The sequence below is a fragment of the Paenibacillus taichungensis genome, assembly GCF_050994985.1.
Classification (GTDB): domain Bacteria; phylum Bacillota; class Bacilli; order Paenibacillales; family Paenibacillaceae; genus Paenibacillus; species Paenibacillus taichungensis.
Map to the genome: position 1 here is coordinate 5695528 of NZ_CP194720.1, position 26856 is coordinate 5722383.

Sequence of the window (26856 nt, forward strand, 5' to 3'; positions counted from 1 at the left end):
TTCCACAAGACACTCTCTGTGTTGCTTACTTTCCATTACTCTCAATATTCAGTCGTTACATTTATTCAAAGTTGCTCGGGAAGATACATAATCTTATTTAAAAGTCTCGGAGAACCGTGCTGCTGTCTCATCTCCGTGTTCACTCATCCAGTTCCAATCCACTTTAAGCTGCGGAATATCTTTCAGATTTGCCCGGTTAGTCGCCTCGATGTCTTCACGACCCGGAATCAGGTAAGCATCTGCAACAAGCTTTTGTGCCTCATCAGACAACAGGTAGTCGATAAACGCCTTGGCATTCTCAACATTCTGACTCGATTTCAGAATCGCTGCCGGTCTTGGACTGATTACAGTCCCTTCCTCTGGATATACGATGTCCAGCGGTTCACCTTTGGCTTTAGAGGAATACGCCATGTAGTCTACACCAGCTGCTACGATGCTCTTCGCTCCCGTAATGACCGGGTCAAGTGCTTCCTGATTCGCTCCTGCCATTGCTACACCATTCGCCTTGTAGCTGTCCAGCAAGTCCCAGCCTTTATCTCCATTCACACTCAGGTATCCCGTAATGAAGTCCAGCGCGGAACCGGACAGTGTAGGATCAGGAATGTTCACAACGTCCTTCCAGACAGGTGTTGCCAGCTCAGCCCAACTGGTTGGTGGCGTGGACACCAGCTTCGTATTGTAGACAATTCCGAGTGCCGAAGCACTGGAGCTGAAATAGTTTCCGTCGGCATCCGACCAGTCCTTGTTCAGCTTGTCTGCATTCTCCGCATCAGGATATGGGAGTGTCAGACCGTCCGCTTTCAGTGCTTGTGCTGAAGGCAAGGAGGCCAGGATAACCACGTCCGCTACCGGATTGGATTTTTCAGCTTCCATACGAGCCAGAATTTTTCCTGTCGTACCCTGGAACATCTCCACTTCAATACCCGTCTTGGCAGTAAATCCGCTGATGATATTATCCGCCAGCTTCTGAGGTCCTGCACTGTACAATACCAGCTTACCGCCGGCTGGTTTTGTTGTTTCCGCCGATGCAGTAGCCGTGCTGCCTTCCCCAGCAGCTTGTCCCGCATTCCCGGTAGTTGAATTACCTGTACTGCATCCGAACAAACTGATGCTCATTACCGCTGATAATAACAGCATTGCGCTTCTTTTCCGTGTTTTCATACCCAACATTTTCATTCCATCTCCCTTGGTTTCTGATTATATTTGTATTCACGTTTCTGTAAACTCACGCTGTATGCTCATCATGATCAGTTGGCTGCTGCGATGAACTCTCTCGGCTTCACAATCGGAGTGTCTTGTCCGTTCATTCGGCAGATCCGCTCCGGGGCTACATAGAGCTGAACCTTCTCCCCTACGCGTACTCTTCGATCTAGATAGGCTGTCCATACACCCAGCCCCTCCATCTGAACCCGAATTTCATAACGCTCTCCTACATAACTGACGCTGAGCACTACCGCCTGATAACACAGATCGTCATGACCTGTTTTGCTCCAGGAGACATGTTCCGGTCTCACCATGGACTGATTAGGCGTAAGCCAATTGGACTTTCCGATAAACGAAGCAACAAAAGGATCGCTTGGTGATGCGTAGATCGTTTCCGGGTTCCCCTTTTGCAATATACGCCCCTTCTCCATCACCACAATCTCATCGGACATCGACATCGCCTCAACCTGATCATGGGTGACGTACAACGCTGTCAGTCCCATGTCCCGTACCAATGACATCATCTCAATTCGCATCTCTTCCCGCAGCACAGCATCCAGTGCACTTAGCGGCTCATCGAACAGAATAATCCCCGGTCTTACTGCTACCGCTCTGGCAAAAGCAACCCGTTGCTGCTGTCCTCCCGACAGCTGATGAGGATAACGATCCTCCATGCCTTGCAGGCGAACCATGCCAAGTGCTTCGGTCACCTTCTGGCGCAGATCAGATTTCTGCTTTCCGGCCTTCAGGCCGAACGCCACATTTTCGTATACTGTCATATGCGGCCATAATGCAAAATCCTGAAACACCATGCCCAGATTACGCTTATGTGTCGGTACATCTATTCGCTTCGTCGCCGAGTAAAAACTCTTGCCATCCGCGACGATTTCTCCCGCATCCGGTTGCTCTAGCCCTGCCAGCATGCGCAGCAACGTCGTTTTGCCGCAGCCGGATGGGCCGAGCAGCGTCGTAAACTGTCCATGCTGGAGTGTTAAATCCGTGGGCAGCAGCGCGGGAGTGCGATTGAATGATTTTTGAATTCCCCTAATTTCCATTTTCATAAGCATCCCTGCCTGTCTTCTTGTACTGTTCTCAGTCTAACGTCCGCTTTCGCGAGTTGTATGTTAGAAATGTAAAATTGGAATTAACTTTTTAGATGAATTCTGTTGATCTTCATAGATTAAATCTATATAAGGTGATTCAAAGTTACCGGAGAGGAGTGTTGGATTCGTTGAACCTGATTAAACTGCAAATTGTTGAACTCATTGATAAGCATCATCATATGACCAGCGTGGCCGAGCTTCTCGGCATCAAGCAGCCTACCGTTACCTTTCATATGAAGTCTTTGGAGGAAGAGATGGGGGTGCGATTATTCGAATCGCGTAGTGGAAAGACTTTTCTCACCGAGGCTGGACAAGCCCTTTTACACTATTCCGTCAAAATCAATGCCCTGACTCAGGAAGCACGCCGGGTAGTACAGGAATATGACAGCCTCTATCGGGGCACCCTGCACATTGGAGCGAGCTATGTACCTGCAACGTATCTGCTGCCGCCTATTTTGAATACATTTTCTCAGGAATTCCCCGGTATTCGAATTATGTTATCGGTTAAACCTTCACCCGTTATCCGCGAAATGCTGATCCGTCACCAGATTGATCTAGGTGTTATCTCTTCAGAGCCGTTTGTAGGTCCGGTACTGCAAGCAGAAACGCTGTGTGAAGACGATCTGGTATTAATCTGCTCACCACAGCATGCCTTGGCTCAGAGGGATTTGCTGAAACCTGAGCATATGGCACAGGTTCCTTTTGCACTGCATGGGGATGAATCCAGCACTCGACGTTTAACGAACCAATGGCTGGATCAGCATGATATTCGTTTGCGAAGCACCGTTGAGATGGACTCTCTGGAAGCGATCAAGCAGTTGGTTCTACTCGGGGGTCATATCTCGTTCATGTCACGAATGGCTGTACAGTGGGAAGAGCAGCATGGACTGATCAAGGTCCTCCCCATTCCAGGGGAGCAGGCTCCGCGGCATATTTATACCGTCCACAACAAAGATCGTCATCCTTCCGTCCAGGTCAACCGCTTCAAGGAAGTACTGCGGGACATGAGCCACAGCCTCTCTCTTTTTAATTCATGATCCTGCTATCCCATATAAACTATCGCTTGGCATTCATCAAATCTATGCAGGGTTAACGCAACGAGTCCTTCTATTTAATCGCTTTCATATACTCGGACGATAAAGTGGGTCTGTACGTTAATCCAGCCTAGGGAGTGATTGGTTTTGAAAAAATGGAAAAAGGTAACCGCCTCATTCATGCTGAGCATCGTGACATTGGGAAGTGGACTGACGTTTCTGGAAGCACCGGAGGCTTCTGCAGCAGCCAACGCCGTTCCTGCTTATGAAGTGAAGTTCCTGGCTAAGCCGGAGCTGGTATTGAACACAGATGGGACACCACGCAGTGAAGTCATTCAGACGCTTGGCTTGAACTCCACAGCAAGAAACATTAGCGCAGAGTACTTCGACACCAATGCACTCAATCTGAATCAAGCAGGATGGGATGTCCGTTTTCGAAAGAAAGATGACAAGAATAATTATGAACTGACTTATAAAAAGCGCTATCCTGTCATCAATGGTGATGTTAATGCGGCGTTGACTCTGGCTAATCATGAGGGATTTGATGCGTCAGATGATAACTACGAGGCTGAAATTGACTGGGGATATGGCAAACAAACATTGAGCTTTTCCAACACTAAAAAGGTGGATACCAACGCTACAGGCGTACAACTTCCATCACAGCAGGAAGCCTTGAGCATGTTATTGGACAAGCTGCCTGGCAAATTAAAAAATTGGTCCGCCTCCAACTGGGGTAAACAACAACTCACCGCATCCCGTGCCTACGGCCCGGTAACGTTCCAACGTTATGAAGGCACATGGAATGGACAGGAACTCACCCTTGAAGTATGGCCAATTCGCAACGCAGCAGGCACAGGTGTAGAGAATATCGTTGAGATCTCGTTCAAAACAGCAGATTCTACAGCTGTTTCTGGACTGCGTACCCAACTGATGCAAGTGCTGGAAAACAAAAACTGGCTCATTCCAGCCGATGGCCTGAAAACTCAGCTCATCTTGGAAAGATACTAATTAGTTGTTGCTGCCCATACCGTATATGTCTAAGTATGGTATCTAGCGGTTTAAAGGCAACGGGGAAAATGGGCATGTCTATGTTCTTAATGAAACGAAAAGGATCATGGGCTTTCCCCTTCCCATATCGTATCGCTTAAACATACAATGATAAGCTTGGTTTATCTGCCCATTCAAGCCTACATCCATTTTCATCCAAAACAAAAGGAGATCAACAGGAACATTCTGTTGATCTCCTTTATTTACTATTCCTTACAGTTAATATATTTTAAAGGTCTGGGCTGTTTCGATCCCAAGTGCACTCTGAATAAATGTATTGGCGACCCGCTCCACAGGAACCGGATTAAATCCAATAAACACACCCTTATATTTCTCTGCGGATTCAACAAACAGGTTAGGACTAACCGAATTCAGACGTATACCTCGGGGCAACTCATACGCTGCTGCTTTGGCAAACGAATCAATTGCACCGTTGACCATAGCACTGGATGCGCCTTTCAGAATGGGATGGTCCTGTATAATGCCACTGACCAGCGTAAAGCTTCCCTTATCGTTGATGTAGTGCTGCCCAATCAAGACGATGTTCACTTGACCGAGTAATTTTCCCTGCACACTAATCATGTTGTTCTCAGGAGTCAGCTCCTCCAACTTCGCATAATGGGTCTGGCCTGCTGCAACAATGACATAATCAATATTAGTTACCGTTTCAAAGAGGGATGTAATACTCTCAGTCGAGGTCATATCTACATGGTAATCCCCGGATTGCCTGCCAGCTGTAATGACCTCAACGGAATATTCCTGAAGCTTCGCAACAACAGCCTTGCCTAATGTTCCATTTCCTCCAATAACCAGAGCCCTTTTCATAATCCGCCTCCTTTTTATCAGTGAAAGCATGATATTGTACATTCATTGATCTCTTCATTTAAACAAAGATCACTCGCATAATCAAACTTACTTCACAATTAAGCCTAATAATCCAACAAAAGAGGCGGCCTGAGCATCAGAGATGATGCATCCGTCCAGGTCCTCAATATCCACGTGTAACCTTTCAAAGCTACAGTCACTAAGGTCCACTCCCTTAAGCTTAACCCCAGACAAAAGAGCTTGATCTATATTGCATTCAGAAAACTCCAGTTTTTGAGCTGTAGCTTGAAAGAAATCGCCACTAACCAGAGAACATTCCGTGTACTTCACCTGTTTAAACTTGGAAAATCGAAATAAAGAAAGGTCAGCTACACAGCCCTGAAAGCTTACATTTTGGAGCCTGCTATTTGAAAAATTAGTACCAAGCAATTTACAGTTTCTAAATTCTATCCGGTGGAGGAAAGAACCGTTAAAGTCCATATTGGATAAATCACATTTATCAAAAATCACATCAGTAAGCTCGACTTCGGGGAGAGAGGACTGGCTGAAGATCACGTTCTCAAAGACCACTTTATCGAATGAAACCCGGCTGGCGCTCTGATTCTCAATAGAGATATTGGTAAATCGTCCATGTTTGATTTCTTCTTTACTCTCCCATGCTTCTAAAGTTAACGATAAGTCTTCGAGTTGCAGGGGAATCTTTGGCGTTTCTATTTTATTTTTCATAAGTCCTCCCACTATTTTCTTATATGACCTTACTATATCAAAAAGAGCCCTTGCAATAAGCAAGAGCTCTCTTTGTTGTTACCATGAAGCGGGTGATGGGAATCGAACCCACGCTATTAGCTTGGAAGGCTAAAGTTCTACCATTGAACTACACCCGCATATAAAAATCGGGATGACACGATTTGAACATGCGACCCCCTGGTCCCAAACCAGGTGCTCTACCAAGCTGAGCTACATCCCGATACTTATGAAAATAATGGCGCGCCCTGAGAGATTCGAACTCCCGGCCTTTTGATTCGTAGTCAAACGCTCTATCCAGCTGAGCTAAGGGCGCAAATATTGGAGCGGAAGACGGGAATCGAACCCGCGACCCTCGCCTTGGCAAGGCGATGCTCTACCGCTGAGCCACTTCCGCAAAATATATGGTGCGGTCGAGAGGACTCGAACCTCCACGGGGGTTAGCCCACACGGACCTGAACCGTGCGCGTCTGCCAATTCCGCCACGACCGCAAAATATAATGGTGAGTCATGAAGGGCTCGAACCTTCGACACCCTGATTAAAAGTCAGGTGCTCTACCAACTGAGCTAATGACTCAAACTAAAATGGCTGGGGATATAGGATTTGAACCTATGCATGACGGAGTCAAAGTCCGTTGCCTTACCGCTTGGCTAATCCCCATTAAGAAAACATGGGGCGATCGAGGGGAATTGAACCCCCGAATGCCGGATCCACAAACCGGTGCGTTAACCACTTCGCCACGATCGCCATAAGCTATCCCTTACATTCGCTGAGAGTATCTCAGTATTCCCATCTGAAACTACAATATACATTCTATTATAAATTCAGAGGTAAATGCAATAAATGGTGCCGGCGAGAGGACTTGAACCCCCAACCTACTGATTACAAGTCAGTTGCTCTACCAGTTGAGCTACACCGGCACGGTGTAAAATGTTACTTGAGTAAAAATGGCGGAACCGACGGGATTCGAACCCGCGATCTCCTGCGTGACAGGCAGGCATGTTAGGCCAACTACACCACGGTTCCAGATCACTTTCTTGATAGAAAGTATAATTGCGGGGGCAGGATTTGAACCTGCGGCCTTCGGGTTATGAGCCCGACGAGCTACCGGGCTGCTCCACCCCGCGTCGTTATTTAAAAGTTATATGGTGGAGGCTGAGGGGATCGAACCCCCGACCCTCTGCTTGTAAGGCAGATGCTCTCCCAGCTGAGCTAAGCCTCCATATATATGACCCGTAGGGGATTCGAACCCCTGTTACCTCCGTGAAAGGGAGGTGTCTTAACCCCTTGACCAACGGGCCACAGTAACAAAATTCTATCTGGCGGAGAGAGAGGGATTCGAACCCTCGAGACGCTTTTGGCGCCTACACGATTTCCAATCGTGCTCCTTCGACCAACTCGGACACCTCTCCTGAATGGCTCCCCGAACAGGGCTCGAACCTGTGACAACTCGATTAACAGTCGAGTGCTCTACCAACTGAGCTATCAGGGAATGGTGGAGCCAAGCGGGATCGAACCGCTGACCTCCTGCTTGCAAGGCAGGCGCTCTCCCAGCTGAGCTATGGCCCCATACACTGTGGTTTAAAACTTATATGGTGGGCCCTGGTGGACTCGAACCACCGGCCTCACCCTTATCAGAGGTGCGCTCTAACCAACTGAGCTAAGGGCCCCAATATATTTCCCTTTTCCTTACGAGGGGGGCAAAAAAAATACCCCAAAGGGAATTCGCTTGGCGGCGTCCTACTCTCCCAGGACCCTGCGGTCCAAGTACCATCGGCGCTAGAGGGCTTAACGGTCGTGTTCGGGATGGGTACGTGTGGAACCCCTCCGCCATCGCCACCAAACGCATAGCTTAGCTTACATCTCAGAGTTTATTCTCTGAAAACTAGATCCGAAACGAAATGTGCGATTTACAACGTGCATATTTGGATAAGCCCTCGACCGATTAGTACTGGTCAGCTCCATGCATTGCTGCACTTCCACCCCCAGCCTATCTACCTCGTCGTCTTCAAGGGGTCTTACATACTGGGAAATCTCATCTTGAGGGGGGCTTCACGCTTAGATGCTTTCAGCGCTTATCCCTTCCGTACATAGCTACCCAGCGGTGCTCCTGGCGGAACAACTGGTACACCAGCGGTACGTCCATCCCGGTCCTCTCGTACTAAGGACAGCTCCTCTCAAATTTCCTACGCCCACGACAGATAGGGACCGAACTGTCTCACGACGTTCTGAACCCAGCTCGCGTACCGCTTTAATGGGCGAACAGCCCAACCCTTGGGACCTACTTCAGCCCCAGGATGCGATGAGCCGACATCGAGGTGCCAAACCTCCCCGTCGATGTGGACTCTTGGGGGAGATAAGCCTGTTATCCCCAGGGTAGCTTTTATCCGTTGAGCGATGGCCCTTCCATGCGGTACCACCGGATCACTAAGCCCGACTTTCGTCCCTGCTCGACTTGTAGGTCTCGCAGTCAAGCTCCCTTATGCCTTTGCACTCTTCGAATGATTTCCAACCATTCTGAGGGAACCTTTGGGCGCCTCCGTTACTCTTTAGGAGGCGACCGCCCCAGTCAAACTGCCCACCTGACACTGTCCCCGCACCGGATTACGGTACCAGGTTAGAACCTAGATACGATCAGGGTGGTATCCCAACGGTGCCTCCACACAAGCTGGCGCTCATGCTTCAAAGGCTCCCACCTATCCTGTACAGATCGTACCCAAATTCAATATCAAGCTGCAGTAAAGCTCCATGGGGTCTTTCCGTCTTGTCGCGGGTAACCTGCATCTTCACAGGTATTAAAATTTCACCGGATCTCTCGTTGAGACAGCGCCCAAGTCGTTACGCCATTCGTGCGGGTCAGAATTTACCTGACAAGGAATTTCGCTACCTTAGGACCGTTATAGTTACGGCCGCCGTTTACTGGGGCTTCGGTTCACAGCTTCGGATTGCTCCTAACCGCTCCCCTTAACCTTCCAGCACCGGGCAGGCGTCAGCCCGTATACTTCGCCTTACGGCTTCGCACAGACCTGTGTTTTTGCTAAACAGTCGCTTGGGCCTTTTCACTGCGGCCCCCTCGTGCTATTCACACTACCGGGGCACCCCTTCTCCCGAAGTTACGGGGTCATTTTGCCGAGTTCCTTAACGAGAGTTCTTCCGCGCGCCTTAGAATTCTCTTCTCGCCTACCTGTGTCGGTTTGCGGTACGGGCACCATCACCTGGCTAGAGGCTTTTCTTGGCAGTGTGAGATCATGACCTTCGCTACTATAATTTTCGCTCCCCATTACAGCCCAGCCTTACGATGTGCGGATTTGCCTACACATCAGCCTCACTGCTTAGACGGACATCCATCAGTCCGCGTCACTACCCTGCTGCGTCCCCCCATTGCTCATAACGGCTTACGGTGGTACAGGAATTTCGACCTGTTGTCCTTCGACTACGCCTTTCGGCCTCGCCTTAGGTCCCGACTTACCCTGAGCGGACGAGCCTTCCTCAGGAACCCTTAGGCTTTCGGCGGATCAGATTCTCACTGATCTTTTCGTTACTCATACCGGCATTCTCACTTGTATAATGTCCAGCGCTCCTTACGGTACACCTTCAACCCTTATACAACGCTCCCCTACCCCTGATGCAAAGCATCAAGCCATAGCTTCGGTGGTGTGTTTAGCCCCGTTACATTTTCGGCGCAGAGTCACTCGACCAGTGAGCTATTACGCACTCTTTCAATGGTGGCTGCTTCTAAGCCAACATCCTGGTTGTCTGTGCAACTCCACATCCTTTCCCACTTAACACACACTTGGGGACCTTAGCTGATGGTCTGGGCTGTTTCCCTTTTGACAATGGATCTTAGCACTCACTGTCTGACTCCCGGAAGTAAGTCTATGGCATTCGGAGTTTGACTGAGCTTGGTAACCCTTGCGGGCCCCGCACCCAATCAGTGCTCTACCTCCACGACTCTGTTTTCCGAGGCTAGCCCTAAAGCTATTTCGGGGAGAACCAGCTATCTCCGAGTTCGATTGGAATTTCTCCGCTACCCCCACCTCATCCCCGCACTTTTCAACGTGCGTGGGTTCGGGCCTCCAGTGCGTGTTACCGCACCTTCACCCTGGACAGGGGTAGATCACCCGGTTTCGGGTCTACGTCCACGTACTACATCGCCCTATTCAGACTCGCTTTCGCTGCGGCTCCGGCTCTTCACCTTAACCTTGCACGGGAACGTAACTCGCCGGTTCATTCTACAAAAGGCACGCCATCACCCCTAAAACGGGCTCTGACTTTTTGTAAGCACACGGTTTCAGGTTCTATTTCACTCCCCTTCCGGGGTGCTTTTCACCTTTCCCTCACGGTACTGCTTCACTATCGGTCGCTAGGAAGTATTTAGCCTTGGCAGATGGTCCTGCCGGATTCATACGGGGTTTCACGTGCCCCGCACTACTCGGGATACATCTCGGAGAGAACCAACTTTCAAGTACAGGGCTTTTACCTTCTTTGGCGGGCCTTTCCAGACCTCTTCATTTAACCGGTTCCTTTGTAACTCCATGTGAGATGTCCCACAACCCCAAAGAGCAAGCTCTCTGGTTTGGGCTTCTCCGCGTTCGCTCGCCGCTACTGACGGAATCACTATTGTTTTCTCTTCCTCAAGGTACTTAGATGTTTCAGTTCCCCTGGTATGCCTCTACACAACCTATGTATTCAGTTGTGAGTAACTGGAAATTACCCCAGCTGGGTTTCCCCATTCGGACACCCCCGGATCAAAGCTTGCTTACAGCTCCCCGAGGCAGTTTCGTTGTTCGCCACGTCCTTCATCGGCTCCTAGCGCCTAGGCATCCTCCGTGTGCTCTTAGTAGCTTAACCAATTGCTCCAAGGAGCAAATGCAATCTACCGTTTTTATTGAAACTTGTTTACACAAGTTCAGCTTAAAAAGGAATGTTCTAATTCGCAATTTTCGTTTCGATATCTAGTTTTCAAAGAACAAGCTCCATGCAAAAGCAAGCTGTTTGAGAGTTTGAGCTCTCAAAACTGAGCAACGAGTGAGTAACTAGCCGACCTGGCTAGATTTGTATTTGAATGTTTCCACTCGGGAAACGATTCTCCATAGAAAGGAGGTGATCCAGCCGCACCTTCCGATACGGCTACCTTGTTACGACTTCACCCCAATCATCTATCCCACCTTCGGCGGCTGGCTCCTTACGGTTACCCCACCGACTTCGGGTGTTATAAACTCTCGTGGTGTGACGGGCGGTGTGTACAAGACCCGGGAACGTATTCACCGCGGCATGCTGATCCGCGATTACTAGCAATTCCGACTTCATGCAGGCGAGTTGCAGCCTGCAATCCGAACTGAGACCGGCTTTTTAGGATTCGTTCCACCTCGCGGCTTCACAGCCCGTTGTACCGGCCATTGTAGTACGTGTGTAGCCCAGGTCATAAGGGGCATGATGATTTGACGTCATCCCCACCTTCCTCCGGTTTGTCACCGGCAGTCACCTTAGAGTGCCCATCCGAAATGCTGGCAACTAAGATCAAGGGTTGCGCTCGTTGCGGGACTTAACCCAACATCTCACGACACGAGCTGACGACAACCATGCACCACCTGTCTCCTCTGTCCCGAAGGAAAGATACATCTCTGTACCGATCAGAGGGATGTCAAGACCTGGTAAGGTTCTTCGCGTTGCTTCGAATTAAACCACATACTCCACTGCTTGTGCGGGTCCCCGTCAATTCCTTTGAGTTTCAGTCTTGCGACCGTACTCCCCAGGCGGAGTGCTTAATGTGTTAACTTCGGCACCAAGGGTATCGAAACCCCTAACACCTAGCACTCATCGTTTACGGCGTGGACTACCAGGGTATCTAATCCTGTTTGCTCCCCACGCTTTCGCGCCTCAGCGTCAGTTACAGCCCAGAGAGTCGCCTTCGCCACTGGTGTTCCTCCACATATCTACGCATTTCACCGCTACACGTGGAATTCCACTCTCCTCTTCTGCACTCAAGTCACCCAGTTTCCAGTGCGATCCGGGGTTGAGCCCCGGGATTAAACACCAGACTTAAATGACCGCCTGCGCGCGCTTTACGCCCAATAATTCCGGACAACGCTTGCCCCCTACGTATTACCGCGGCTGCTGGCACGTAGTTAGCCGGGGCTTTCTTCTCAGGTACCGTCACCTTGAGAGCAGTTACTCTCCCAAGCGTTCTTCCCTGGCAACAGAGCTTTACGATCCGAAAACCTTCATCACTCACGCGGCATTGCTCCGTCAGGCTTTCGCCCATTGCGGAAGATTCCCTACTGCTGCCTCCCGTAGGAGTCTGGGCCGTGTCTCAGTCCCAGTGTGGCCGATCACCCTCTCAGGTCGGCTACGCATCGTCGCCTTGGTGAGCCGTTACCCCACCAACTAGCTAATGCGCCGCAGGCCCATCCCCAAGTGACAGATTACTCCGTCTTTCCAGTTCTCTTCAGGAGAAGAAAACAACTATTCGGTATTAGCTACCGTTTCCGGTAGTTGTCCCAAGCTTGAGGGCAGGTTGCCTACGTGTTACTCACCCGTCCGCCGCTAACTATCAGAGAAGCAAGCTTCTCTTCAAGTCCGCTCGACTTGCATGTATTAGGCATGCCGCCAGCGTTCGTCCTGAGCCAGGATCAAACTCTCCAATAAAGTATTGAAAAGAGCGATAAGCTCATTTTGAAACTGACGAGATTAAAAATCTCATTTTATGCTCCAGTCGATCCAAGCCAAGGCTTGTCTCAAACTTTCGCGTTCATTCTGCAAGCAGAATGTTTACTCACTCGTTGTTCAGTTTTCAAAGATCAAACTTGTTTCATTGCCGCGTGTTGTTCACCTCAGCAACTTTTATATCTTATCATATCCGAACCAACTTTGCAAGCTCTTTTTTTAAGTTTCTTTCGAAGCTTATTTGTTTCGCTTGCCGCACCGTGTTTCTCGTGTTTTCTTGGCCGGAATTAGAATATACCATGTACAGATTTGGAATGCAAGTTTTATTTTCAAAAAAACTTTAGAACCACATTCTCCATCAGATAATCTCAATCTCTTTCTTCTATAATAGATCCTTCGTAATTATACCCATCACTTCTAAAGGAACCAAGAGGCAAGACATAACCAAACATTCTTACTCTATAAGGCCCACTTCACACCCCATCCATTCAAGAGCAAGAGGTGCATCCAACAACTATAGCCAGGGAAGCCACACATACCTATCTTCACTCAGTTGAAGATCGTATGGATGAATCTGACCCTGGCTCTTATATAACACTACATTATATGTTTTAACCATACCCTCTATATCTTCTATATAAACATGGATTCATCCGAACAAGAAATAGTAATACATTCGTTATAAGATCCGTTTACCCAGCAATGAAGCAATCAGTTCAACTCCAAGGCGGGCCGTATGCCTGTTCTGATCAAACAGCGGGTTAACCTCCACCAGATCCATCGACGTAACTCGGTTGGTAGAAGCGAGCAGCTCCAGTGCGAAATGAGCTTCACGATAATTCAATCCCCCTGGTACCGGCGTACCCACACCTGGAGCCTCACGCGGATCAAGACAATCCATATCAAAGCTAATATGAATACCATCTGTTCCTTCCCCGACTACAGCCAGCGCCTGTTCAACAACCTGTTGTATCCCTATTCGATCAATATCATGCATTGTAAAACTCTTAATGCCAAGCGCTCGAATCTGTTCCTTTTCATACACATCCAGATCACGCAAGCCAATATAGACCAGATTGGAGGCATCAACGAAAGGCCCCGCTCCCGGAATATGAGACAAGTTAAAAGCTGAATGCCCCAAAGCGGCAGCAACACTCATCCCATGCATATTTCCAGATAGACTACGCTCTTCTGTGTTCAAATCGGCATGAGCATCAAACCAGATTACACCCAGATTGGAATAGTGCCCAGACAACCCAGCAAGAGAACCTATCGCTACACTGTGATCCCCACCCAGAACAAGTGGAAAAGAACCTCTCTCTATCGCGCCAGACACTTCACTGCACACTCGCTCACTCACCTGTTTAACCTCGGATAAATATTTCACACGGTTGCGTTCAATTGGAGCAACAGACTCTGAGGGACAATCTACACGGATCTCTTTTGATACATTCAACCCAAGGCTGGCAATTTCACGTTTCAAACCTGCTGTAATGAGTTCATCCGGACCTAACTCAGCACCACCTCGTGCTCCTCCTAATCCAAAAGGAACCTTAATGATGGCAACATCATTATGATGCAGAAGCAATTGTCTCGTTTCATTAGAAGCATTTAGCGTTCCTGCAGATTCAATATCAATGTTTTCCATGTAGGTCAGCTCCTTCGCAGCTTATATGAAGTAATCAAGGAATGAAAGGTATATCAGTCACCCAACACCTGAGTAATCCGCTCCAACGCCCAGTCAATTTCAGCCTCCGTAATGGTAAGTGGCGGCGCAAAACGGATCGTTGTCTCATGAGTTTCTTTACAGAGCAGTCCAACAGACATTAATTTCTCACAATAAGGACGTGCAGGCACATGCAGATCAACACCGATGAACAATCCTCTACCTCGAATCTCACGCACAGCTGAACTGCGAATTCCCTGAAGCTGTTTCATAAAATAATTCCCCAGACGCTCCGAGCGCTCCGCAAGCTTCTCATCTTCCAGAACTTCCAGTGCTGCGACAGCCACGGCACAAGCGAGTGGGTTACCCCCGAATGTGGAGCCATGAGAACCTGGTTCAAACAAATCCAGTATTTCTGAATTAGCAGCAATAGCCGAGATGGGCATCACTCCTCCACCCAGCGCTTTACCCATAATCCAGATATCAGGTTCAACCCCCTCCCAGTCAGAAGCAAAACGGCGCCCCGTTCGTCCGAATCCGGTCTGAATCTCATCCGCTACTGTCAACACCCGGTGCTGTTTGCACAGCGCAAAGGCTTCAGCAAGATATCCTTCTGGCGGAATGACAATACCGGCTTCCCCCTGAATAGGTTCCACAAGGAAAGCGGCCGTGTTCGGTGTGATCGCAAGTTTAAGCGCTTCAATGTCACCATAAGGAATAATTTTGAATCCGGGTGTAAAAGGTCCAAAGTCTTTTTTGTACTCTTCTGAAGATGAGAAAGAGGTGACCGTCAGCGTTCTTCCATGAAAATTTCCTGAGCATACGATGATTTCAGCTTGATTTTCCTGTACGCCCTTGCAACGATATGCCCATCTCCGAACTGCTTTCACGGCCGTTTCAACCGCTTCAGCTCCCGTGTTCATGGCCAGGATTTTGGGTTTGCCTGTAAATTGCGAGAGCTTCTGATAGAAAAGTGATGCCGCACTGCTGTGAAATGCCCGTGATGTTAATGTTACCCGATCTGCCTGATCTTTCAGCGCCCGAATGATTGCTGGATGTCTGTGCCCATGATTTAGTGCCGAATATGCACTTAACATATCCATATAACGGCGACCTTCGGGATCTTCGACCCATACTCCCTCCGCCTGCTCAATGACGATCGGGAGCGGATGATAATTAGGTGCAGCATAACGTTCCGACCAATCCATTAACATTTTTGAATCTGACATATACTCCCAGCACCCCTTTTTAATTATATTGTATACAAAATACAATATCAATGTATGCTTCGCCACGACTATTTACGACTCCTGCTCACTTTTTCCGCTATCACCTAAAAATAAGTTGCATTGTAATGGAACAACACATTTATACGCTGAAATTCCATAAAACTTAATTTTCCACAACCCTAAATCAACATATCTTTAGATCATTAAGATTGCTTGCCCAACTTCCCCCTCGGTGTTAAGATGATAAAAACTTGAAACTCCCGAACGGCGCACCATTACAGGGCTTACACCCTCACACATTCAATCATCACTATATACAGAAGGGGGGATTCGGTATGGAGGCACCCAAATACCGGTCCTTGAAAGATCACGTTTACGATTATATCGCGCAGAAAATTCAGGACGGGACATTGCTCCCCAATCAGAAGATTAATGAAGCGGAGATTTGCAAAAAGCTGGACATCAGCCGTACCCCTACTCGGGAAGCCTTATTTCAGCTCACTTCTGACAATCTTCTGCAATATATTCCACGTAGGGGATTTATCGTCGCTCCTTTTGATGCTGGCAAAAAACTTGAGTTCTCGCAGGCCATTGGTGCGCTTGAGGCACTCGCTGCTACACTCGCAGCGGACCAACTCAAACCGTCTGAGCTCCTGGAGATGGAGGCCCTTGTTGCACGAATGGATGAAGATATTATCCAGCTAGATCTGGCCGCTTACAGCAAAAACCAATATCAATTTCATAACCTATACATCCAACGCTGCGGCAACGCCACTGTCATCGAGATGTTAAACACGTTAAAAAACAGCTTTATTCGCCAATCATATGTCAGCGACAACAAGCCGAAGCTCTCCAGTGTACTTAATGAAGTAAATGAAGAACATCGCCAAATCGTAAGCGCTTTTCGAGCCAAAGATAAACCGCAACTGGAAGCTCTGTTGAAGCATCACTGGCGCATTATCGACAACGATATGCTGTAATGCTTTCAGCCATAATATGGCGTGGACTATTTTCATTACTCACTGGATTGGATTTAGAGTCCAAAACCAAGAAAAAGCAATCCACTTTAGAGTGGGTTGCTTTTTTAGATGCCAGATTTGGCATCAGCCTAATTTTTTCAAATTCGTTATTGGACTACCCTCTCGCCAACAAGTAATCCTACTCTTTCTGTTTGTTATCGTTAACCATTGATGACTTTGCTTCAAAAACCGCATAACCTAGTCTTTTTCCATATCTCGCAAGCAGACGATCATTGGTACGACCCATACGCTGTACTTGCTCATCCTCAAACAAGCTCATATCCATCTCCCGATGAGGGTCATGATCCACGCCCCATTTGCCCATAGAACGAGATTGTTCCTTGATCAAGACTTCAGTAAATCCACACTGTCTGAGACGTTTCTTCCATGTAGTCATGGTTGCCAGTGTCCTTATTCCATAAAATTGTTTCAGTCTTCGGCTCATCACCTCTGTCTTCCTTCCGGATAACACCATCTCCCGATCAATGAATATACCGCCTGGCTTCAATACTCTCTTATATTCCGTAAGGGTACTTCGCCACTGGGTGAAGATAGTGACAGACTCTACAAATACCACATCAAAATAATGATCCGGAAAAGGTAAGGATTTCACATCTGCTTGAATAAAACGAATATCCAAGCGCTCCCGTCTTGCGCGTCGCACCGCTTTCTCCAACATCTGCCGATTAAGATCAACCGCAGTTACCCGATAACCGTTTCGAGCCAGATAACAAGCCGTCCTTCCTGTACCGCATCCCACTTCAAGCACCTTACTATGCGCAGGCAGAGACAGCGTATCCAACAGTTGCATCGTTGCTGTAAACCCTCCCGGATGGGCGCTCCCTTCTCCAAGCCGGGCCAGTAAATCATGATAATCCATGAGATCCCTCCCTTTTACTCCCTTCAGTGTATGGAGTAAATATAAAAACGGCTCCTCCCCATCTAATTTCCGGGTACTCGTCCATACCAATCAGTCTTCTTTTTACTATGATATACAAACCGTTGAATTCAAGCGGCAACCGCACCTATTGAGGAGGATTTGCATGTACAGAATTAATCCGGTATGTGAAGAAACGGTTTCTCCGCACGTTGGACGTTCCGTTTGTCTCGTTATGAACGACGGTAAGCATATGTATGGTACGCTTAGTCAATGTCGCGATGGTAAAATTTATTTGAACGGATGTTTCGAAGGACCACGGCTGTGTTCAGTCAAATCCAAACAGCAGCTTGTAAAAAGCAGCAAGAAAAACGCTGTTGCAACAAAGAAAGTTAAATCCTCGGCCTACGGTCCATATGGTTATGGAGGATACGGCGGGGGTTATGGTGGTTACGGCTATGGAGCAGGGATCGATCTGGCTCTTGTAGCAACCCTGTTTCTGCTGCCGTTCCTGTTCATCTAAAATTTCTAAACAATCAAAAAAACCTTCTCGCTTCATGCGAGAAGGTTTTTTGTTTTCGATTTATCGTTACTTCAAACCCTAAATTCAAGTAAACAAATTGCTATAAATTAAAAATATTCCCACTTAGATATTCAACATAATTGGGAAAAAGGTATAAAAAAAGGCATTCGCCAAAACGAATGCCGGGAACTTCATATTTAATACCCTTACCTTTATACAAGATGTCAGGTTCAACTTAAAAAAAAACACCTCGTTAGAGGCGGGTAAGCTATGTTAAATCCGATTTCCTTTAGGCATCGTTTTCAGATTACTATTCGAATTTTCAAGCAATGGCAGCATCCTGGTCGTGCTAACCATCTCAGAAGCACATATCGGACAAGTAGGCACGCTATCAAACGCAAAATTGTCCCGCATCCATCCTTTGCACGTATCACTCGTACATTCCCAGATTGCCGCATCAGCTTGTGGAATCTCTTCCAACGGTTTTTTGCGATTATACATGACTTCTACCCCCTTTGTTATGGAAAAACATCTAATCCGACGTTATTTCACAGAAGCCACTACTTAGCGGAAGTTTTGTCCCGTCCGGACTTCTGTCTCGACAACTATTGGGCCGACTTTCATTATAACTGCTCAAAAAAAAGAAGCTGCCTTTACCATTATAACATGTTAAAGGCAGCTATGCTTTAATTACAGTTTTACAACTTCTTCTGCTTGAGGACCACGGTTTCCTTGTACAATTTTAAATTGCACGCGTTGACCTTCGTCCAGCGTTTTGAAGCCTTCGCCTGTAATAGCGCTGAAGTGTACGAATACATCTTCTCCGCCTTCAACTTCGATGAAACCGAAGCCTTTATCAGCGTTGAACCATTTTACTGTTCCGTTTTGCATGTGAATTACACCTCCAAATAAAGATTAACATGTTCCTTTGTTCTTTGCAGCAAGCAAATAAAAATTCACACATTGAAAAAGGTACCAGTCATAACCTATAAGTGATCGCCCTTTACAATATGTGAATTAGGTTTTCCACTCTCTACAACTTGTTTTTATTATAACTCCGTTTCCACCAAAAAGCAAATCTTTGTATTTTCTTTTCAAACAGCTTTGGAAATACATGTATTCGCACGCACTGGAACAGGGTTTGTCGCTTGCCTACCGCTCAGTACGGTCTTATGAAAGGATATGCAGATCCGAACCAACTTATACATTTTCTATAAAATATTTTGACATGCATATCCAACACATCCATGAAAGCTCAATCAATTACATAATTACACTCTACGTCCATGCCCACATAAAAGCATCACGATCCCATGCAATCTGCCCACGATGTAACTTACGGAACGCTTTCTTCACATCTTTTGATAACGAAGTATTTCCATTCTCATTCACAAATACAAATTCTTCTCCAAAATTGGACTTTACATATTCAATTGCAGCTTCCTGATGAAGCGTACCGGTGAATTTAATCTCCTGTACCATCCATTCCGCCACTGCCTGTGCTGTTTTTTCCACAATATCACCTATTTATCTACCCATTGTACGGATGAACGGGCCCCCGATTATGTAACAAGCCTGTCATACCGCCAGACTGAAGTATACCACGATCCCAAGGCTGGCGGTAAACAGAGTTATGTAGCTTCCAATAAAGACCGGTTTAATGAACCACTGAACTCCCTGGTGTACTACTCTCTGACGAAGATGATTTCGTTCGAACGCTAAACGTCAACCATACGCAATAAGCAACCAACACAACCAATATGAAGATATCGTAGAAAAGAGTCCCGGTATCTTGCCGGTCGTTCCCAAGAAATTGAATCAAATTATGTATGAAATGAAACAGGATCAGCGGCACGATATTTCCGTTTTTCAACATTAACAGCGCGAGTGCCGCTCCAAGCAGCAATGCATAGATCAATTGCAGAATGGTATCTGCCATACTCTGACCGGATAATGCATTCATGATATGAGTAATAGAAAATAAAACACTGGATGTGACAACTGCCGCAACCGCACTCTTACGAAGCAAAGTTTTGAAGATCAGTCCACGATAAATGGTTTCCTCCACAAAAGCGACAAGCAAGGTGAAAAAGATAAAAAAGGCGACCTTGGACAAGGTTAACTCTGTAAATCCTTTGAGTGCAAGAGTACCCAGTACAAGGAGTAGCGGAATATAATACTTGGCATGACTTGCCGGGATGGTTCTTAAGGAGCGAAATCCAGTCTCTCTCCATTTGCGTCGTAGGGTGAGATAAATAATGAGCACGAGGGCAATTGGAGTAAATGACATCAATACGGGTGATGTGTAGTCCAGTTGCTTCACGGTTGCAATCGCTCCTGCTACGAAAACCGCCAGCAAGAGGAGTAATTCAATAATCACTACCGTCAGTACCGGTTTACGTACGGAGAAGGATTGGTTTTGCCTGGATTGCGGGGTTTTCATAAATTGTATCGGCCTCATTTCGTTTTTAATTCGTTGTCACACGAACTTATATGACAATTTAGTTGTATCATATCTATAGATATTCCGGTATCCTTTTCTGGATAAAACTATAAAAGTAACAAAAAAGAGAATTCCTCTTACAGCTTTTACCTTACAATCAGGTATGGCTCAAGTGCTAAAATGTCTATTATATTAGTAAAAGAATAAATTAGTGCAGGGGTGCAACACTTCTGCAACGTCATATATGTGGAGAGTTAAGATGAAAGCTGTGAAATGAAGAACGAAATCAGGGGGATACTATGAAAGCATTATTTCTGCGCTGGGGACATTTGCTGGCAATCTTATGTATACCGCTTCAAGGTTCCATTTATGTTTTATTGGGCAGTAACACCGGAAGTGATGTCTTCTACAATTATGCCTGGATTGATACACAGATTCCTTTTATCAAAGAATTTATTTATCCTTATGTCAGTTGGATGCCGATTCTGTATCTTGGATTTCTCTACTTGGGTCTGACGAACAAATCGTTATTCTGGCGTATGATAATTACCTATAATGTAGGAGTAATCGCAGCCAATATCGTTTTTGCGGTCTTCCCTACTTACGTGCCGCGGCCGGAAGCTATCGGAACTGGTCTAAGCAGTGCGCTTGTACAATTTATCTATACCAATGATGCTCCATTCAACTGTTTTCCAAGCATCCACTGTCTCACAAGTTATCTGCTCTTCATCATCATTAATCGCCACTTGAACTTCAAACCACTGGCGCGGATCTCATGGTCGATATGGCTGTGGCTGATTATTGCCTCGACAGTGTTTGTGAAGCAGCACTCGCTGCTGGATGTAGCTGGCGGCATTCTATTCGCGGAAGCAGCATATTGGGCTGTGCATGTAGTTGCGGTTCGAGTTGGTCCGGCAAGCAAAAAAGCAAAGCAGCCAATCACGGCTACAAATTCAAGCAGTAACGCTTAGTATATGATTTATATTGCAAAGGGCAGGAATAATTTGACTGTCATGAGACCAAAAAGAGGGCCTAGGCCCTCTTTTTTTTGCGTAATTTATGTTGATGTTTAAATGTAAGAACTTTTCAGGACGCAACCATGAGGACCTTGTCCTTCATACAATAGGTGGGCGTTCATGGAGCAAATCAGATGGAGGACTTCCCATTAAACGCTTGAATATCCGGTAAAAATAAGACAGATCACGGTAACCGAGAAATTCTGCAATTTCTTGAATGGAGAGCTGTGACTCGGTAAGCAAATACACTGCCCTTTTCATCCGTTGATCATGAACATATTGGCTGATCGTCTGATTCGTCATGCTTTTAAATAACGCGGCTGCGTAATTAGGAGTTTTACCGATCTCATCCCCGAGCTCTTCTTTCGTAACTTTCTCCCGGTAATGCCGCTCAATGTATCGCTTCATCCGCTCCGCATGGACATGTCTCTCCGGTGGAATAACTCCGCGATCCAGTTCCCTATTTATATAAATAAGCACTTCCATCAATAAGGCTTGGCTCATCATGACATAATAAGACGGACGTTCCTGCCATTGTTGTTGGATGGCTTTCATGCGTTCATGAATCAGTTCATAACATCCGGGCTTATGTCGCAAGGCCTCACTCCGTTCCAGCGCGGGCAAACCTTGTGCATGCTCCCCCTGTAATTGAACAACAATTTGCGTGTGAGTTACGGTAGGAATACTTTTGCCGTAATACGGAATGCCAGCGGGAATTAGCAGCAGCTCACCTTTCTCCATGATCTGCTTCTCTCCGTTCACCCAATATACACATTTTCCATAAGTAACCAAACTTAACCGCCAAGTTGCCTGTGACTGCACCGCTTCTTCGTACCAACCGACACCATTAATGTGTCGTACTTCTAATGGAGTGACCATAACACACCTCATTATTGGACTATATTCTAATCATTGTACTATAGTTCATACCCTGATTCGACAGAAAACGCTACAATACACATATAAGCAAACATATGAGGAGGAAAATAGCATGTTGAAAACAAAAATTATTTGTACTATGGGACCTGCTTGTGACTCAATCGAATTGTTAAAAGTAATGATTCAGGAAGGGATGACTGTTGCCCGTCTGAATATGGCTCACGGCGAGTTGGAAGATCACGTGGCACGGATTAACAATATCCGCAAAGCGGCTTCCGAATTGAATACGTATGTACCAATCATGATGGATATCAAAGGACCGGAAGTTCGTATTGGCAAACTGAAAGAAGCATCCTGCCATCTGCAAGCGGGTAAAGAGCTTATCCTGACTACCGAAGAAATTCTTGGTGACGCTGAGCGTATTTCGGTAAACTATCCTGAATTGAACCTCGTTGTAAAACCGGGAGATCGCATCCTTATTGATGATGGCTTGGTAGATCTGACTGTACTGTCCGTGGAAGGTTCAGATATTCACTGTAAAATCATCAGCGGTGGCATTCTGAAACCACGTAAAGGGGTTAACTTGCCAGGAATCAAAACGACTTTACCAGGTGTAACGGAACGTGACGTTATGCACATCGGATTCGGGATCGAAAACGGTATCGAAATCATCGCTGCTTCCTTTGTTCGTAAAGGCGACGACATTCGTGAAATTCGCAGCATCCTGAAAGAACGCGGTGTAGATCATGTACAAATTATCTCCAAAATTGAAAACCAGGAAGGTATGACTAACCTGGACGATATCATTGAAGCATCTGACGGTATCATGGTAGCGCGTGGAGATCTAGGGGTTGAAGTACCAATCGAAGACGTACCTATGATGCAAAAAGAAATGATCGATAAATGTAACCGTGCAGGTAAACCGGTTATCGTAGCAACACACATGCTGGAATCCATGCAAGTGAATCCGCGTCCAACTCGTTCCGAAGTTAGTGACGTTGCTAACGCTGTTCTTCAAGGCGCAGACGTTGTGATGTTGTCTGGTGAATCGGCAGCAGGTAAATATCCGGTACAATCCGTGCGCACGATGGCTGCTGTTGCTCGCCGTGCTGAAACGATGATTGATTACAAAGAACAATTCAACCAAAAATCCGCTCAACAAGTAGCTGATATTACCGAAGTTATCAGTCAGGGAGCAGTTAGTTCTTCCCTCGTCCTGAATGCCAAAGCGATCATCACTTCTACCGAGAGTGGATTTACGGCGCGTATGATCTCCAAATACCGTCCGAAAGCACCGATCATCGCGGTTACACAGCATGAAGAAGTACTTGCTAAAATCTGCTTGCTCTCCGGTGTCATTCCGGTTATGGGCGACAAAGTAACGACAACCGATGAAATGTTCGAGTCCGCTACACGCAATGCAATCAAAACTGGTTATATCGAAAAAGGGGACATCATCGTATTGTCCGCTGGCGTACCGATTGGTCAATCCGGTAACACCAACTTGATCAAAGTTCAACAAGTATAACTCAACAGATCGAATTGCATATATCTTTGAACATAAAAAAATCCACCGACAGCAGAAATGCACTTCGGTGGATTTTTCTTATGCAATTATTTTATCATTCAACACTTGTTTATAAAAACGCCTTATCCGCGCTTTTTTCATGTTGTTATGATGTTATATTCATATATTCTCTTGCTATCTGGCCTTTACCAGCCAAAATTCAGCGTTTCGCCCGTCTCTGCCCAAGTCTTGATACTGCTCAATATCATCCACCAGCTACTCTGTGCGTTTGCAAAGGATGGATGGTTGTCCGTAAATTGGTCATTGATCAATATTAACTTCGTACATTCCCCTACCTTCTCCAGCTGGAACACTACTCTGGATTGAAGCTCAGCGTGATTGGCGTGGTAGGAAGGTCCGGGATGCTCAAGATAACTTAACAGGGATAAAGGTTCGAATTCCAGAATATCGCCGTACACATGAACCGTCTCTGCACCATCATTCCCAGGCCCCACATAGGCGAACGGCTGACCCGGTTGGAAATTGGAACGAAGTTCGCTGCCAAAAAAACTGCTCCGTGTACCGTCCGGCGAGATCAGGGCATTCCACACATCTTCCTGTCCGGCATTAATATAGAACTCATATTTCAATTCCATGAACTCACTCCCTTTATGTGTTGTATTGAAGGTACAACTGAAACTTGCTTGCAACACTATCCTATCGTTATACCCAAGCGGTGTATTGTAAAAACGCGACAACAGCGAAAATAAATGATTTTAGATGCCATAAAACTTGAATGTTTCGGACTTTTCGTCCGGTGCTAAACTTCAACAAATATAGTGCTTTTCCAGGAGATCAGATATACTAAAATGGAATGAAATAACAGGAAATGTATACAAGCTGGGGACGGATAGTTAGCATCCAGAAAGGAACTAAAATATGAACCAAACAACAAATATTATGGGAATCCCTTTTCCCAATATAACTATGGATCAGACGGTTACAATTCTTAGTGATGTAGTCGATCAGAGACAATCCGAGCTGTTCCATGTCATCACAGGCAATCCGGAAATCGTTATGTCCTGCCAAAAGGATCAGGCGCTTCGTTCGGTCGTGGATCAGGCAGGCATTGTGACCGCTGACGGCGCGGGCATTGTTATGGTATCCCGCTTTCGGGGTGGACAATTGACCGAACGGGTAACTGGTTGTGACCTGCTTTTTCGTTTGTTGGAGGAAGGAAGCAGGAAGAATTGGTCCTTTTATATGCTCGGGGCAGAAGAAAGTGTTAGTAAGCGGGCTGTAGAAGTTATTGCGCATAACTATCCGGGAGTTGTTGTTCGTGGCAGACATCATGGATTTTTCACAACGGACGAGGAGCAAAGCATTGTAGAAGAAATTCAAGAGGCACAACCTGATTTTCTTATTGTGGCCCTAGGAGCACCCAATGCTGAACACTGGATCAACAAATATCGCCATCAACTCAATGCTCGTATAGCCATCGGAGTCGGAGGAAGCCTGGATATTCTGGCCGGCAAAACCAAACGAGCACCTGCAATATGGCAGAAGCTTAATTTGGAATGGCTTTATCGACTGCTCAGCGAGCCTTCCAGATGGCGCAGACAACTTATTTTGCCACGTTTCGCTGTCCGGGCGTTGTTGTTCAGAGAGCACAGGTAAAATAAAGGGGGACTGGTTACGGAATGGTCGGTGAACAATCCAAGATCAAACTAAGGCCAAACAAAATACATATTATCGGCTCAGTCGGCAGCGGTAAATCTACACTGGCCCGCCATTTATCCGCGAGGTTAGACCTTCCTTATTATGAGCTCGACAATATTGTGTGGCACCGTGTACCTCAAGGACAGGATATTCGCAATAGTCCGGAGACGCGGGACACACTTCTGCAAAAAGCAGTGTATTCCAATCAGTGGATTATCGAAGGTGTGCACTATAAATGGGTAGCAAGCAGTTTCGAGCAGGCTGATCTTATCGTCTATTTGAATACCCCCGTATGGAGAAGGAATGTGCGCATTCTCAAACGTTTCACAGTACAGAAGCTCGGGCTTGAACAAGGGAATTACCGACAGACTTTCACTATGCTCTGGAAGATGTATAAATGGAGCTATCAACATGACCGTAAGGAAAAAGCACTAATCATGGCGTTTTTGCAGCCTCACCAACATAAATTGTGTATGGTTCGTAACGAAGCAGAATTGACGAGGTACCTGGAGGAATCGACAAAATGAAACATGCAGATCAAGCTATCAGACCCAGTATGGGTCTTCTGAATCTGGATGAGGGCGACAAAAGATATTGCCTGACACGGTATGCCCCTTCCGAAGCATTGAGTTCTTTGGTCAAGCATTTCTGGATCGTCTCCTGGGATCTTACCGGGCATAGTCCATATCCGCAGCATGTGGTCCCGAACCCCTGTGTCAATCTGGTGGTAGAGCGGGGAAACACCTTTTTCTTCGGTCCATCTGGACAGAAATTTTCTTATCTCGTGCGTGGAAAAGGAAGCGTGTTTGGGGTGAAGTTTAAGCCTGGCGGCTTCTATCCATTCATTCGTACTCCCGTTTCTACATTGTATGGGACCCCCTTGGATGTCTCTGGTGTGCTTGGTGTCGATGCTCCACAGCTCGAAGAACGTCTGCTCGGAGATGGATGTGATGCGGACAAAGTCAGTTATATGGATCAGCTTCTCTGTAAACATCTCCCTCCTCCTGATGATCAAGCCATTCTGGTCAGCCGGATTGTGCTGTATATTGAGCAGCATCGGGATATGTTGAGAGTCGATGATTTGTCTGCCTCCTGGAATATGCACAAAAGAAAGCTCCAGCGCCTGTTCAATCAGTATGTGGGCATCAGCCCCAAAATAGTGATCAAGCTCTACCGCCTGCAAAATGCTGCTGAGCTGATGGAGCAGGGTGTAGATTGCGATCTGGTTAAGCTTTCCCAAGACCTTGGATATCACGATCAGTCGCATTTTATCAAAGACTTCAAGTCCATTATCGGCAGCACACCTGAAGAATACGTCCATTCCAGAGGATAAATTGAGATTAACTACAGGCGAA

22 protein-coding genes, 17 tRNA genes and 3 rRNA genes are annotated in these 26856 nt (G+C 46.7%); 9 read left to right on the forward strand and 33 right to left on the reverse strand.

Translation table 11 applies throughout. The annotated features are described in order from the left end of the window. Positions 1-93: 93 nt before the first annotated feature. Positions 94-1170 (reverse strand): ABC transporter substrate-binding protein, encoded by a 1077-nt coding sequence (locus ACR1R9_RS25630; RefSeq protein WP_433923652.1) that lies wholly within the window; start codon positions 1168-1170, stop codon positions 94-96. Positions 1171-1247: 77 nt separating this feature from the next. Further along, positions 1248-2264, reverse strand: a complete 1017-nt coding sequence (locus ACR1R9_RS25635) for an ABC transporter ATP-binding protein (RefSeq protein WP_099858716.1) — start codon at positions 2262-2264, stop codon at positions 1248-1250. Positions 2265-2434: 170 nt separating this feature from the next. Here ACR1R9_RS25635 and ACR1R9_RS25640 point away from each other — a divergent pair, with 170 nt between their 5' ends. Together ACR1R9_RS25640 and ACR1R9_RS25645 are read left to right on the forward strand one after the other, a co-directional pair. Further along, entirely contained in the window at positions 2435-3343 is a 909-nt protein-coding gene (locus ACR1R9_RS25640) for a LysR family transcriptional regulator (protein WP_433922366.1), read from the forward strand. A 144-nt stretch (positions 3344-3487) separates the two neighbouring features. Then, complete coding sequence (locus ACR1R9_RS25645; RefSeq protein ID WP_433922365.1) at positions 3488-4348, forward strand: CYTH domain-containing protein; 861 nt, start codon at positions 3488-3490, stop codon at positions 4346-4348. A 258-nt stretch (positions 4349-4606) separates the two neighbouring features. Here the strand turns inward: ACR1R9_RS25645 and ACR1R9_RS25650 are convergent, their stop codons facing one another. The 24 genes from ACR1R9_RS25650 to ACR1R9_RS25765 all read right to left on the reverse strand — a co-directional run bounded on the left by ACR1R9_RS25650 (position 4607) and on the right by ACR1R9_RS25765 (position 15518). Further along, positions 4607-5212: a short chain dehydrogenase gene (locus ACR1R9_RS25650; protein ID WP_076290732.1), complete on the reverse strand. Its 606-nt coding sequence runs from the start codon at positions 5210-5212 to the stop codon at positions 4607-4609. An 87-nt stretch (positions 5213-5299) separates the two neighbouring features. After that, positions 5300-5938: a pentapeptide repeat-containing protein gene (locus tag ACR1R9_RS25655; protein ID WP_433922364.1), complete on the reverse strand. Its 639-nt coding sequence runs from the start codon at positions 5936-5938 to the stop codon at positions 5300-5302. Positions 5939-6025: 87 nt separating this feature from the next. After that, positions 6026-6096, reverse strand: a tRNA-Gly gene (locus ACR1R9_RS25660). Positions 6097-6105: 9 nt separating this feature from the next. Then, positions 6106-6179: transfer RNA gene (locus tag ACR1R9_RS25665), tRNA-Pro, on the reverse strand. A 16-nt stretch (positions 6180-6195) separates the two neighbouring features. Further along, positions 6196-6272 (reverse strand) — tRNA-Arg (locus tag ACR1R9_RS25670). A gap of 6 nt (positions 6273-6278) precedes the next feature. Further along, a tRNA-Gly gene (locus ACR1R9_RS25675) sits at positions 6279-6353 on the reverse strand. Positions 6354-6361: 8 nt separating this feature from the next. Further along, positions 6362-6448, reverse strand: a tRNA-Leu gene (locus ACR1R9_RS25680). Positions 6449-6457: 9 nt separating this feature from the next. Continuing rightward, a tRNA-Lys gene (locus ACR1R9_RS25685) sits at positions 6458-6533 on the reverse strand. Positions 6534-6542: 9 nt separating this feature from the next. Then, positions 6543-6617, reverse strand: a tRNA-Gln gene (locus ACR1R9_RS25690). An 11-nt stretch (positions 6618-6628) separates the two neighbouring features. Beyond that, positions 6629-6704 (reverse strand) — tRNA-His (locus ACR1R9_RS25695). Positions 6705-6801: 97 nt separating this feature from the next. Then, a tRNA-Thr gene (locus tag ACR1R9_RS25700) sits at positions 6802-6877 on the reverse strand. A 28-nt stretch (positions 6878-6905) separates the two neighbouring features. Next, positions 6906-6983, reverse strand: a tRNA-Asp gene (locus ACR1R9_RS25705). A 27-nt stretch (positions 6984-7010) separates the two neighbouring features. Next, positions 7011-7084, reverse strand: a tRNA-Met gene (locus tag ACR1R9_RS25710). Positions 7085-7103: 19 nt separating this feature from the next. Then, a tRNA-Val gene (locus ACR1R9_RS25715) sits at positions 7104-7179 on the reverse strand. A gap of 7 nt (positions 7180-7186) precedes the next feature. Next, positions 7187-7258 (reverse strand) — tRNA-Glu (locus ACR1R9_RS25720). 19 nt (positions 7259-7277) lie between these two features. Then, positions 7278-7369: transfer RNA gene (locus tag ACR1R9_RS25725), tRNA-Ser, on the reverse strand. 4 nt (positions 7370-7373) lie between these two features. After that, positions 7374-7449 (reverse strand) — tRNA-Asn (locus tag ACR1R9_RS25730). 1 nt (position 7450) lies between these two features. Further along, positions 7451-7526 (reverse strand) — tRNA-Ala (locus tag ACR1R9_RS25735). Positions 7527-7550: 24 nt separating this feature from the next. Beyond that, positions 7551-7627 (reverse strand) — tRNA-Ile (locus ACR1R9_RS25740). Positions 7628-7684: 57 nt separating this feature from the next. Continuing rightward, positions 7685-7801: ribosomal RNA gene (gene rrf / locus ACR1R9_RS25745) — 5S ribosomal RNA — on the reverse strand. Positions 7802-7882: 81 nt separating this feature from the next. Further along, positions 7883-10808 (reverse strand): 23S ribosomal RNA (locus ACR1R9_RS25750). Between the two features lie 245 nt (positions 10809-11053). Continuing rightward, a 16S ribosomal RNA gene (locus ACR1R9_RS25755) occupies positions 11054-12605 on the reverse strand. The 16S, 23S and 5S rRNA genes sit together here with 17 tRNA genes alongside, the layout of an rRNA operon. Positions 12606-13302: 697 nt before the next feature. After that, complete coding sequence (gene rocF, locus ACR1R9_RS25760; RefSeq protein WP_433922363.1) at positions 13303-14271, reverse strand: arginase; 969 nt, start codon at positions 14269-14271, stop codon at positions 13303-13305. Between the two features lie 53 nt (positions 14272-14324). Beyond that, on the reverse strand, positions 14325-15518 hold the full coding sequence (locus tag ACR1R9_RS25765) for an ornithine--oxo-acid transaminase (RefSeq protein WP_433922362.1): 1194 nt from the start codon (positions 15516-15518) through the stop codon (positions 14325-14327). Positions 15519-15853: 335 nt separating this feature from the next. Here ACR1R9_RS25765 and ACR1R9_RS25770 point away from each other — a divergent pair, with 335 nt between their 5' ends. Continuing rightward, complete coding sequence (locus ACR1R9_RS25770; protein WP_076292261.1) at positions 15854-16498, forward strand: GntR family transcriptional regulator; 645 nt, start codon at positions 15854-15856, stop codon at positions 16496-16498. Positions 16499-16676: 178 nt separating this feature from the next. Here ACR1R9_RS25770 and ACR1R9_RS25775 read toward each other — a convergent pair whose 3' ends face one another. Continuing rightward, on the reverse strand, positions 16677-17417 hold the full coding sequence (locus ACR1R9_RS25775; RefSeq protein ID WP_099859357.1) for a class I SAM-dependent methyltransferase: 741 nt from the start codon (positions 17415-17417) through the stop codon (positions 16677-16679). Positions 17418-17580: 163 nt separating this feature from the next. Between ACR1R9_RS25775 and ACR1R9_RS25780 the strand changes: the two genes are divergently transcribed. Beyond that, positions 17581-17937, forward strand: coding sequence for a hypothetical protein (locus tag ACR1R9_RS25780; RefSeq protein ID WP_076292259.1), 357 nt, complete (start codon positions 17581-17583; stop codon positions 17935-17937). A gap of 273 nt (positions 17938-18210) precedes the next feature. Here ACR1R9_RS25780 and ACR1R9_RS25785 read toward each other — a convergent pair whose 3' ends face one another. The 4 genes from ACR1R9_RS25785 to ACR1R9_RS25800 form a co-directional block, all read right to left on the reverse strand. Beyond that, on the reverse strand, positions 18211-18438 hold the full coding sequence (locus ACR1R9_RS25785; RefSeq protein ID WP_024633773.1) for a cold-shock protein: 228 nt from the start codon (positions 18436-18438) through the stop codon (positions 18211-18213). A gap of 189 nt (positions 18439-18627) precedes the next feature. Then, positions 18628-18828: a cold-shock protein gene (locus ACR1R9_RS25790; RefSeq protein ID WP_024633772.1), complete on the reverse strand. Its 201-nt coding sequence runs from the start codon at positions 18826-18828 to the stop codon at positions 18628-18630. 387 nt (positions 18829-19215) lie between these two features. Continuing rightward, complete coding sequence (locus ACR1R9_RS25795; RefSeq protein ID WP_076292258.1) at positions 19216-19452, reverse strand: DUF6953 family protein; 237 nt, start codon at positions 19450-19452, stop codon at positions 19216-19218. A gap of 142 nt (positions 19453-19594) precedes the next feature. Further along, complete coding sequence (locus ACR1R9_RS25800; protein WP_433922361.1) at positions 19595-20380, reverse strand: lysostaphin resistance A-like protein; 786 nt, start codon at positions 20378-20380, stop codon at positions 19595-19597. 299 nt (positions 20381-20679) lie between these two features. Between ACR1R9_RS25800 and ACR1R9_RS25805 the strand changes: the two genes are divergently transcribed. Next, positions 20680-21351 (forward strand): phosphatase PAP2 family protein, encoded by a 672-nt coding sequence (locus ACR1R9_RS25805; protein WP_083679154.1) that lies wholly within the window; start codon positions 20680-20682, stop codon positions 21349-21351. A 144-nt stretch (positions 21352-21495) separates the two neighbouring features. Here the strand turns inward: ACR1R9_RS25805 and ACR1R9_RS25810 are convergent, their stop codons facing one another. After that, entirely contained in the window at positions 21496-22275 is a 780-nt protein-coding gene (locus ACR1R9_RS25810) for an AraC family transcriptional regulator (protein WP_099859361.1), read from the reverse strand. Positions 22276-22387: 112 nt separating this feature from the next. Between ACR1R9_RS25810 and pyk the strand changes: the two genes are divergently transcribed. Beyond that, entirely contained in the window at positions 22388-23803 is a 1416-nt protein-coding gene (gene pyk, locus ACR1R9_RS25815) for a pyruvate kinase (RefSeq protein ID WP_076292255.1), read from the forward strand. A gap of 185 nt (positions 23804-23988) precedes the next feature. Here the strand turns inward: pyk and ACR1R9_RS25820 are convergent, their stop codons facing one another. After that, positions 23989-24438 carry an SRPBCC family protein gene (locus tag ACR1R9_RS25820; RefSeq protein WP_076292254.1) on the reverse strand — a complete coding sequence of 150 codons (450 nt, stop codon included), beginning with the start codon at positions 24436-24438 and terminating at the stop codon, positions 23989-23991. 283 nt (positions 24439-24721) lie between these two features. Between ACR1R9_RS25820 and ACR1R9_RS25825 the strand changes: the two genes are divergently transcribed. Genes ACR1R9_RS25825 through ACR1R9_RS25835 form a run of 3 tightly spaced genes read left to right on the forward strand, consistent with a single transcriptional unit; the run spans position 24722 to position 26834 of the window. Further along, positions 24722-25459 carry a WecB/TagA/CpsF family glycosyltransferase gene (locus tag ACR1R9_RS25825; protein WP_175380627.1) on the forward strand — a complete coding sequence of 246 codons (738 nt, stop codon included), beginning with the start codon at positions 24722-24724 and terminating at the stop codon, positions 25457-25459. Between the two features lie 23 nt (positions 25460-25482). Further along, entirely contained in the window at positions 25483-26028 is a 546-nt protein-coding gene (locus ACR1R9_RS25830) for a DNA topology modulation protein FlaR (protein ID WP_099859363.1), read from the forward strand. Then, a complete protein-coding gene (locus ACR1R9_RS25835) occupies positions 26025-26834 on the forward strand; it encodes a DUF6597 domain-containing transcriptional factor (RefSeq protein WP_433922360.1) in 810 nt (269 codons plus the stop codon). The genes ACR1R9_RS25830 and ACR1R9_RS25835 overlap by 4 nt, the downstream gene beginning before the upstream one ends. The last annotated feature ends 22 nt before the right edge of the window (positions 26835-26856 follow it).

Bases quoted from the DNA above. Each gene is read 5' to 3' on its own strand.
- ACR1R9_RS25630 (WP_433923652.1), bottom strand. From the start codon at position 1,170: ATGTTGGGTATGAAAACACGGAAAAGAAGCGCAATGCTGTTATTATCA.
- ACR1R9_RS25635 (WP_099858716.1), bottom strand. From the start codon at position 2,264: ATGAAAATGGAAATTAGGGGAATTCAAAAATCATTCAATCGCACTCCC.
- ACR1R9_RS25650 (WP_076290732.1), bottom strand. From the start codon at position 5,212: ATGAAAAGGGCTCTGGTTATTGGAGGAAATGGAACATTAGGCAAGGCT.
- ACR1R9_RS25655 (WP_433922364.1), bottom strand. From the start codon at position 5,938: ATGAAAAATAAAATAGAAACGCCAAAGATTCCCCTGCAACTCGAAGAC.
- rocF (WP_433922363.1), bottom strand. From the start codon at position 14,271: ATGGAAAACATTGATATTGAATCTGCAGGAACGCTAAATGCTTCTAAT.
- ACR1R9_RS25765 (WP_433922362.1), bottom strand. From the start codon at position 15,518: ATGTCAGATTCAAAAATGTTAATGGATTGGTCGGAACGTTATGCTGCA.
- ACR1R9_RS25770 (WP_076292261.1), top strand. From the start codon at position 15,854: ATGGAGGCACCCAAATACCGGTCCTTGAAAGATCACGTTTACGATTAT.
- ACR1R9_RS25775 (WP_099859357.1), bottom strand. From the start codon at position 17,417: ATGGATTATCATGATTTACTGGCCCGGCTTGGAGAAGGGAGCGCCCAT.
- ACR1R9_RS25780 (WP_076292259.1), top strand. From the start codon at position 17,581: ATGTACAGAATTAATCCGGTATGTGAAGAAACGGTTTCTCCGCACGTT.
- ACR1R9_RS25785 (WP_024633773.1), bottom strand. From the start codon at position 18,438: ATGTATAATCGCAAAAAACCGTTGGAAGAGATTCCACAAGCTGATGCG.
- ACR1R9_RS25790 (WP_024633772.1), bottom strand. From the start codon at position 18,828: ATGCAAAACGGAACAGTAAAATGGTTCAACGCTGATAAAGGCTTCGGT.
- ACR1R9_RS25800 (WP_433922361.1), bottom strand. From the start codon at position 20,380: ATGAAAACCCCGCAATCCAGGCAAAACCAATCCTTCTCCGTACGTAAA.
- ACR1R9_RS25805 (WP_083679154.1), top strand. From the start codon at position 20,680: ATGAAAGCATTATTTCTGCGCTGGGGACATTTGCTGGCAATCTTATGT.
- ACR1R9_RS25810 (WP_099859361.1), bottom strand. From the start codon at position 22,275: ATGGTCACTCCATTAGAAGTACGACACATTAATGGTGTCGGTTGGTAC.
- pyk (WP_076292255.1), top strand. From the start codon at position 22,388: ATGTTGAAAACAAAAATTATTTGTACTATGGGACCTGCTTGTGACTCA.
- ACR1R9_RS25820 (WP_076292254.1), bottom strand. From the start codon at position 24,438: ATGGAATTGAAATATGAGTTCTATATTAATGCCGGACAGGAAGATGTG.
- ACR1R9_RS25825 (WP_175380627.1), top strand. From the start codon at position 24,722: ATGAACCAAACAACAAATATTATGGGAATCCCTTTTCCCAATATAACT.
- ACR1R9_RS25830 (WP_099859363.1), top strand. From the start codon at position 25,483: ATGGTCGGTGAACAATCCAAGATCAAACTAAGGCCAAACAAAATACAT.
- ACR1R9_RS25835 (WP_433922360.1), top strand. From the start codon at position 26,025: ATGAAACATGCAGATCAAGCTATCAGACCCAGTATGGGTCTTCTGAAT.